This is a genomic window from Cryobacterium sp. TMT2-10, from assembly GCF_004403075.1.
GTDB classification, from domain to species: domain Bacteria; phylum Actinomycetota; class Actinomycetes; order Actinomycetales; family Microbacteriaceae; genus Cryobacterium; species Cryobacterium shii.
Window position 1 is genome coordinate 23,932 of the sequence record NZ_SOGW01000012.1, and the last position, 8,316, is coordinate 32,247.

Below are 8,316 nucleotides of genomic sequence, written 5' to 3' on the forward strand. Positions count from 1 at the left end.
GTGCCGCCGCCGTTCCGCCACGGGACCGGCACGCGCTCGGTGGCCGGCAGCCAGGCCAGGCCGGCGTCAGGCATCCGTGCGACCAGAGGCATCAGAGCCACCAGAGCCGTCCAGCCCATCCGAGCCCTCCAGCCCACAGAGCCGGCTCCGCACGCCCCGCCGCCAGACGGCCAAGGTGAGCGGCACCCCCGGCCGGTAGGCCAGATGGGCGACGGATGGCGCGTCGAGCACCTGCAGGTCTGCCCACCCGCCCACCCGCAGCGACCCGGCCGCATCCGCCCCGTTCTCGCGGCCGACTGCCGCGGCGGCACCGCGGGTCGCCGCCCAGACGGCCTCGTCGATGGTCAGCCCCATCTGCAGCACCGCCGTCGAAACACAGAACGGCATCGACGTCGTGTACGAGGTGCCCGGGTTGCAGTTGGTGGCCAGGGCGATCCTCGCCCCTGCGCCGAGCAGCCTCCGGGCCGGCGGGAACGGCTGCCGGGTGGACAGGTCGCAGGCCGGCAGCAGCGTCGCCACGGTCGCCCCGCCCGCGAGCGCCTCGATGTCGCGCTCCTTCAGGTGATTGCAGTGGTCGACGCTCGCGGCGCCGAGCTCGACCGCGAGCCGCACTCCGCCGCTGAAGCCGAGCTGGTTGCCGTGCACGCGCACGCCGAGGCCGGCCGCGCGGCCGGCGAGCAGCACCTCCCGGCTCTCCTCCACGTCGAACGCGCCGACCTCGCAGAACGCGTCGATGTAGTCGGCATAAGGGGCCACCGCGGCGAGCATCGGCCCGGTGACCAGATCGAGGTAGTCGCGCCGGTCGATTCCGTCCGGCACGAGGTGGGCGCCGAGGAACGTGACCACGTCGGCCACGGATGTCGCGGCGCGCGCCGACCGGGTCTCGCTCGCCAGGTCGAGGCCGTAGCCGGTCTTCGTCTCCAGGAACGTGGTGCCCTGGGCCTCGGCCTCCCGCCGCAGCCGGGCGGCTCCCCGGGCGAGCTGTTCCTCGCTCGCCGCCCGGGTCGCGGCCACGGTGGTGTTGATGCCGCCCGCGGCATAGCGCTGCCCCGCCATCCGGGCCTCGAATTCCGCGGCCCGGTCGCCCGCGAAGACCAGGTGGGTGTGCGTGTCGACCCAGCCGGGCAGCACGGCGCGACCGCCGACATCCGTGCGGGTGTCGGCCGCGGGGGCCGCGGAGGCCGGGCCGATCCACAGGATCCGGCCCGCCTCGATCACGAGCGCGGCGTCGTTGAGGCGGGCGCGGTCATCGGCCTGGGTGGTCAGTTCGCGGATGCCGGTGATCAGTTCGGTGGTCATGGTCGGTCTCCTGGTGCGCGACTGGCAGTGTCTGAAGAGGCCGGATCGACGGCGGCAGCGGCAGTAGAAAGGGATGCGGTGGCGGAGTCGTCGACCGCTTCAAGCGCGTCGGCCGCGTCAAGTTCGGCGAGGGCGTCCCGCAGCAGGACCTCGGGACGCAGCGAGCCCCCGGGGCCGGCCGCGGTCCCGCCGGGAACGAGAATGCCCGCGTCGGCGACGACCCGGCCGCCCACGATCACCCGGCGCACGTCGGCCGCCGTGGCCGTCAGCGGCAGCTGGCCCGGCAGCGACCCGGCGGTGCGGATGCTGTCGGCGGCCACCTCCACCAGGTCGCAGAGGTCTCCCGGACGCGACCGGTTGTCGCCGAGGCCGAGGCACACATAGCCGTTCCGGCTCCCGGCGGACAGGAGTTCGGCCGGGGCGAAACGGCCGCGCCGGCCCGACGCGAGCCGCTCGCCCGCCTCCAGGCCGCGCAGTTCGAGCAGGGGGTCGACGACGGCGTTCTGGTCGGAGCCGATAGCGATCCGGGCGCCGGCCTGCTGCAGTCGGAGGGCGGGGCCGATCCCGTCGCCTAGGTCGGCCTCCGTGGTCGGGCAGATCACGACCGTTGCCCCGGATGCCCCGATCAGCGCCACATCGTCGTCGCTGAGGTGCGTGGCGTGCACGAGGCTCAGCCGCGGCTCGAGCGCGCCGATCCCGGCGAGGACCCCGGTCGGGGTGCCGCCGTAGGCGGCCAGGCAGTCCGCGTTCTCCTGCGGCTGCTCGGACACGTGAATGTGCAGGGGAACGCCAGCGGGCAGCCCTCGCAGCACCTCGCGCATCGCGTCGGGCGTCACGGCGCGCACGGAGTGGATCGCGGCGCCCAGGCTGATCCGGGGGTCGGCATCCGTCTCGCTGTGCGCTCCCATCCCGGTCTCGGCGGCTGCGTCGCTCGCGAGCGCTGCGCGCAGCGAGTGCCACCGCGCCAGCCAGCCGGCCGCCGAGCCGTCGCCGAACGCGCGCTGGCCCGGCTCGAGCGGTGACCCGATGCCGCCAGCCAGGTAGAGCGTGTCGAGCAGCACCAGACGGATGCCGACCGACCGCGCCGCCTCCGCCAGCGCGAGCTCCATGGCGTGTTCCCGGGGGTACCGGCTGCCGTCTTGCCGGTGGTGCAGGTAGTGGAACTCGCCGACCGCGGTGAACCCGCTGACCAGCATCTCGGCGAAAACCGCGCGGGCCAGCGCGAAGTAGCGGTCGGGGTCGAGGCGGCCGGCCACCCGGTACATCTCCTCGCGCCACTGCCAGAAGTCGCCGCCGCCGGCGTGGGTGCGGCCGCGCAGCGCCCGGTGGAACGCGTGCGAGTGGGCGTTGGCCAGCCCGGGCAGCACGGTGCCGAGCCGCACGTCCGTCGATCGCGGCAGGGTTCCGGGCGTGACCCGGGTGATGCGGCCGTCCGCGGCGGCCTCGAGCCGCACGCCGGGAGTCGGCACTCCGTCGATCAGCAGGGTCTCGCACCAGTAGGCGACCGCCGAAGCGCCGGCGGGCTCGCCCGTCGCCGCGCTCACAGCAGGCTCCGCAGCAGCGCCTCGAGCGCGTCGATCCCGGCCACGCAGTCCTCGACCTCGGCGAATTCCTCCGGCGAGTGCGAGATGCCGGTGGGGTTGCGTACGAAGAGCATGGCGCTGGGCACGCTCGCGGACAGCACGCCGGCGTCGTGCCCCGCGCCGGTGGGCAGCGCCGGCACCCCGCCGAGCGCAGCGGCGAACCGCCCCGCGAGCGCTGCGTCGAAGGCCACGGTGCCGGTCCAGGATTCCTCGGTGACGGCGACGGAGCATCCGTTCAGGCTCACCGCCCGCTCGACCTGGGCCGTGATCGCGGCGACGAGCGCGCGCGTGCCGGCCTCGGTGTCGCACCGGGCATCGAGCCAGGCGTGCACGCTCGACGCGATCACGTTGGTGCCGCCGGGCACGACCTCGAGGCGGCCGACGGTCGCGCGGGCGCCCGGGATCGCCGCCGCGGTCTCCTGCACGGCGACGATTGCGCGGGCGGCGGCTACCATCGGGTCGCGGCGCCCGGTCATCAGGGTGGTGCCGGCGTGGTTGCCCTGGCCGGACACGGTCAGCCGCCAGCGCCCGTGCGCCAGGATCGACGAGGCCACGGCCACCGGCCGGCCCAGGTCGATCAGGCCGCGGCCCTGCTCCACGTGCAGTTCGAGGAAGAGGCCGATCCGGGCCAGGGCCTCCGGGTCGGCTCCGAGCCGCCGCGGGTCGAGCCCGGCCGTGGCGGCGGCCTCGGCCAGGGTGATGCCGTCGGCATCCGTCAGGGCGCGCGCCCGGTCGGCGTCGATGCCGCCGGTCAGGAGCCTCGAGCCCAGGCAGGCGATCCCGAACCGGGATCCCTCCTCCTCGGCGAAGACCAGCACCGCGCAGGGACGGGAGGGCGTGAAGCCGGATGCCTGCAGCCGGCCGACCGCCTCCAGCGCGCTGACGACGCCGAGCGGGCCGTCGTAGGCGCCGCCGCCCGGCACGGAATCCAGGTGGCTGCCGGTGACGACGGCATCCGGCCCCGGGGTTCCCCACCAGGCCCAGAGGTTGCCGTTGCGGTCCGTCTCGACCGCGAGCCCGAGACGCTCGGCGCGCAGGGCGAACCAGGCCCGCAACTCGAGGTCGGGCCCCTGCCAGAGTTGGCGCGAATACCCGCCGCGGCGGGCATCCCGGCCGATGTCGGCGATCTCGGCGAGACCGGCGAGGGTCCCGTGGGCCAGTTCGCTCACTCTGACTCCCACTCCCACATTGCGCACGTAACCGCTCGCGCGCCGCCGGCTCCGAGCCCGTGAGGGGTCCCACATCGACCCTCAAAGGGCTCGCGAAGGTCGATGTGGGACCCCTCACGGAAGAAATGAGCGAACAACCCCGCAGCCCCGACTGCCGGGCTCACTCCGACTCCCACATCGGCACGCGCAGGCCGCGTTCGCGGGCGACTTCTTCGGCCCGCTCGTAGCCGGCGTCGACGTGCCGCATCACCCCGGTGCCGGGGTCGTTGGTGAGCACGCGCTCGATCTTCTCGGCCGCCAGGGGGGTGCCGTCGGCCACGATGACCTGGCCGGCGTGGATGCTGCGGCCGATCCCGACGCCGCCGCCGTGGTGGATCGACACCCAGGTGGCGCCGGACGCCGTGTTCAGCAGGGCGTTCAGCAGCGGCCAGTCGGCGATCGCGTCGGAGCCGTCTTTCATGCCTTCGGTCTCCCGGTACGGCGACGCGACCGAGCCGGAGTCGAGGTGGTCGCGGCCGATCACGATCGGGGCACTGAGCTCGCCCGACGCGACCATCTCGTTGAACTTGATCCCGGCGAGGTGGCGTTCCTTGTAGCCGAGCCAGCAGATCCGGGCTGGCAGGCCCTCGAAGTGAACCTTCCCCTGCGCTTTCGTGATCCACCGGCGCAGGGGCTCGTCCTCGGGGAACAGCTCGACGATCGCCCTGTCGGTGGCCGCGATGTCGGCCGGGTCGCCCGAGAGCGCCACCCAGCGGAACGGCCCCTTGCCCTCCGCGAACAGGGGGCGGATATACGCGGGCACGAACCCCGGGAAGTCGAACGCGCGCGCACAGCCGCCCAATTGCGCCTCGGCCCGGATCGAGTTGCCGTAGTCGAAGACCTCGGCGCCGGCATCCTGGAAGCCCACCATTGCGGTGACCTGCTTCGCCATGGATGCCCGGGCCCGCTCCGTGAACTCCTCCGGCTTCGCGGCCGCGTAGGCGTGCCACTCCGCCACGGTGACGCCCTCAGGCAGGTAGGCGAGCGGGTCGTGCGAGCTGGTCTGGTCGGTGACGATGTCGATCGGAACCCGGCGTTCGAGCAGTTCGGCGAACACGGTGGCCGCGTTGCCGACCACGCCCACCGACAGGGCGCGCTTCTCGGCCTTCGCCGCGAGCACACGGGCGACGGCGTCGTCGAGGTCGGTCGCCAGCTCGTTGAGGTAGCCGTGCTCGACCCGGCGCCTCAGCCGGCTCTCGTCGACGTCGACGATCAGCACGGCCCCCTCGTTCATCGTGACGGCGAGCGGCTGGGCGCCGCCCATGCCGCCGGCGCCCCCGGTGAGGGTGAGGGTGCCGGCCAGGGTTCCACCGAACCTCTTGGCGGCCACGGCGGCGAAGGTTTCATAGGTGCCCTGCAGGATGCCCTGGGTGCCGATGTAGATCCAGGAACCGGCCGTCATCTGGCCGTACATGGTCAGCCCGAGCGCCTCGAGGCGGCGGAATTCCGGCCAGGTGGCCCAGTCGCCGACCAGGTTGGAGTTGGCGATCAACACCCGCGGCGCCCACTCGTGGGTGCGGAACACGCCCACCGGCTTGCCGGACTGCACGAGCAGGGTCTCGTCCTTCTCCAGCGTGGTGAGGGTGCGCACGATCGCGTCGTAGGCCTCCCAGCTGCGCGCGGCCTTGCCGGTCCCGCCGTAGACGACCAGGTTCTCCGGGTGCTCGGCGACCTCCGGGTCGAGGTTGTTCATCAGCATCCGCAGCGGCCCCTCGGTCTGCCAGCTCTTCGCGGTCAGCTCGGTTCCGCGGGCGGCGCGCACGGGGCGGGATTCGGACATCGGTGTCTCCTTCAGTGTTCGCGGAATGTTCGGGTTCGTGGGGCGTCGGTTTTCGTGGGCTCGTCGGTGAGGTCAGGACGGAGCGGGGAGGCGCTCGGCGCGGCCTAGGCCCGCCGACACCTGCCCGGCGGCGCGCGCGAGCAGGGGGCCGTAGCGACCGATATCGCCCGGCGTCACCCGGTAGCTGGGGATGACCAGGCTGAGGGCTGCGACGACGTTCGCTTCGGAACGAATGGGGGCGGCGAGGGCCGTGACATCCGTTTCGACGCCACGTTCGACGACGACGTAACCGGCCGTCGGGGTCTGCCTGGCGAGGACCTGCCCGGCAGCGGACCCGTCGAGTGGCACGGTGCGGCCGACCCAGTTCGCGTGGCGCACGGAATGGGTGCCCGGGGCGATGGCGATGTAGAGGGCGGATCGGTCGTGGCCCGCCACGCTCAGGTAGACGGATTCGCCGGTGTCGGCGACGAGTCGTTCCATGGCCGGGCGGCACAGCGTGACCAGCGATTCGCTGCTGAGCGACTGCGCGCCGAGCTGGATGATGCGGCTGCCGGGCAGGTAGGCCCCATCGTCGGTCTTGCGCACGAAGCCGCGGGTCTCCAGGGTGCGCAGCAGGCGGAGGGCGGTGCTCGGGGAAAGGTCGACCGCCCGGGAGCTCTCGGAGAGGGTGAGCCCGTCGCCGTCGCAGATCACCGCGAGCAGATCGAGGGCGCGCTCCACGGTGCGGGTGGATGACTCGGCCATAATGCTCCTTCGATGCGTTCTGTGTCATCCAGTAAAATACAGATGTCGTGCAATGGCAATAGCCAGACGGTGTTTCGGCCACCCGCGCGACATAATCGACTATGACGACAACCGCGCTGCTGGCCCTCGGGGCCGAGCAATACGTGCTCCTGACGACCTTTCGCAAGACGGGGGATGCGGTGGGCACCCCCGTCTGGATCGCGGCGGATGCCGACCGGCTGCTCGTCACGACGGGCGGCACCAGCGGCAAGGTCAAGCGCCTGCGGCACACCGAGCGGATCGAGCTCACCCCCTGTACCGCCCGCGGAGTCGTGACGCCGGGCGCGGCGACGGTCACCGCCCGGGCCCTCGTGCACACCGACGCGGAGACCCTCGCCGTGCTCGACTCGGCGCTGCTCGGGAAGTACGGCCTGAAGTACCGCGCCATCCGCGCCGCCCAGCGGCTCCGGGGATCGACCACGGAGTCCGTCGCCCTCGTGATCACAGCCGGGCAGACAGACTAGACGGCTGAGCAGTCGCTGAGCCGCAGCCGGTCAGTCGCCGAGCAGCACGCCGCGTTGAGCGAGGAACGGCCGGGCGTCGATGGCCGTGCCGTCGAGCCTGACCTCGAAATGCAGGTGGCAGCCCGTGGAGGCGCCCGTGCTCCCCACCCCCGCGATCACCTGGCCGGCGATCACGCTCTCCCCGACGCTGACGAACGTCTGCCCGTCAGCGATGTGCGCGTAGCCGGTTTCGACGCCGTTGCCGTGGTCGATCTGGATCCAGTTGCCGTAGGTGCCCTGGGGGCCGGCGGCGGTGACGACGCCCGAGGTGGCCGCGTAGACGGCGGCGCCGCAGGCCGCGCTGATGTCGGTGCCACGGTGGAACGCGCTCACCCCGGGCATCGGGCGGTCGGGCCGGGGGCCGAAGCCGTCGGTGACGTGGCCGATGGCAGGGAAGGCCCAGCCCTGACTGCTGAGTTGGCCGACGTCAGCGCGGGAGAGTAAGTCGGGCAGGGTGGTCTGCTCGGGCGGGGCAGACTGCTCGGGTAGCGGCGTCGTCTCGAACGTGGCCGGGGCGCTCGCCGCGAGGGCGGACAGCTCGCTCGTCGCCGCGTTGAGGTCCGCCTCGGAGGCCTCCATCGCGGAGCGGGTGGCGTCCAGCGGAATGGTGCCGATCAACGCCTGCAGTCCGGCGTCCTGGTCCCGCAGTGACTGCGCGAGTTGGGCATCCGCTTGAACCCGCTCCTGCACCTTGCCCAGATTCGACGTCAGCCGGGAGAGGGTGTCCAGGGTCCCGAGCTGCTGCAGCAGGTTGTCCCCGTGGGCTTCGGAGAGCAGCAGGTCGAGGGAGGCGGTGCCGGGCTGCTGCAGCCGTGCCCGCACCAGCGTGGCCAGCGCCCGCTTGGACGCTTCGGCCCTGGCATCGGCCCCGACGCTGAGGTCGTGCGCGAGGGTCGCCCGGCCGGTGACGGCGTCGAAGTCGGCCTTGGCGGACGCGTAGGCGAGCCGGTTCGTGTCGTAGGCCGCCTGAGCCGTTTGCTGGCGTGCCAGAGCGGATGCGTAGGCCGCGGCGTGCACGGCGGCAGCCGTTCTCGACTCGGCGGCGCGCTGCGCGGCGATCGCCCTGGCTTCGGCAAGGGCGCGGGCGCTTGAGGCCGAGCCGGAGGGCTGTGCGGACGGGAGCGGCGCGGCGGCCGCCGGCGGGGCGGGCAGGGGCTGGG

At 73.0% G+C, this 8,316-nt stretch carries 7 protein-coding genes; 1 reads left to right on the forward strand and 6 read right to left on the reverse strand.

Translation table 11 applies throughout. The features are described 5' to 3' along the window. Nucleotides 1-66 precede the first annotated feature (66 nt). The 5 genes from hutI to E3T37_RS01160 all read right to left on the reverse strand — a co-directional run bounded on the left by hutI (nucleotide 67) and on the right by E3T37_RS01160 (nucleotide 6,614). A complete protein-coding gene (gene hutI / locus E3T37_RS01140) occupies nucleotides 67-1,299 on the reverse strand; it encodes an imidazolonepropionase (protein WP_134365027.1) in 1,233 nt (410 codons plus the stop codon). Then, nucleotides 1,296-2,843 carry a formimidoylglutamate deiminase gene (locus E3T37_RS01145; protein ID WP_134365028.1) on the reverse strand — a complete coding sequence of 516 codons (1,548 nt, stop codon included), beginning with the start codon at nucleotides 2,841-2,843 and terminating at the stop codon, nucleotides 1,296-1,298. The genes hutI and E3T37_RS01145 overlap by 4 nt, the downstream gene beginning before the upstream one ends. After that, nucleotides 2,840-4,051 (reverse strand): allantoate amidohydrolase, encoded by a 1,212-nt coding sequence (locus tag E3T37_RS01150; RefSeq protein ID WP_241994516.1) that lies wholly within the window; start codon nucleotides 4,049-4,051, stop codon nucleotides 2,840-2,842. The genes E3T37_RS01145 and E3T37_RS01150 overlap by 4 nt, the downstream gene beginning before the upstream one ends. Before the next feature lie 160 nt (nucleotides 4,052-4,211). Then, nucleotides 4,212-5,870 carry a urocanate hydratase gene (gene hutU, locus E3T37_RS01155; protein ID WP_134365030.1) on the reverse strand — a complete coding sequence of 553 codons (1,659 nt, stop codon included), beginning with the start codon at nucleotides 5,868-5,870 and terminating at the stop codon, nucleotides 4,212-4,214. Between the two features lie 72 nt (nucleotides 5,871-5,942). After that, nucleotides 5,943-6,614, reverse strand: a complete 672-nt coding sequence (locus tag E3T37_RS01160) for an IclR family transcriptional regulator (RefSeq protein ID WP_134365031.1) — start codon at nucleotides 6,612-6,614, stop codon at nucleotides 5,943-5,945. Nucleotides 6,615-6,715: 101 nt separating this feature from the next. Between E3T37_RS01160 and E3T37_RS01165 the strand changes: the two genes are divergently transcribed. Next, the gene (locus tag E3T37_RS01165; protein ID WP_134365032.1) at nucleotides 6,716-7,117 is read left to right on the forward strand and encodes a PPOX class F420-dependent oxidoreductase; all 402 of its coding nucleotides are present in this window, start codon (nucleotides 6,716-6,718) and stop codon (nucleotides 7,115-7,117) included. A 30-nt stretch (nucleotides 7,118-7,147) separates the two neighbouring features. Here the strand turns inward: E3T37_RS01165 and E3T37_RS01170 are convergent. Further along, on the reverse strand, nucleotides 7,148-8,316 hold a 1,169-nt coding region (locus E3T37_RS01170), incomplete at its 5' end, for a M23 family metallopeptidase (protein ID WP_134365033.1).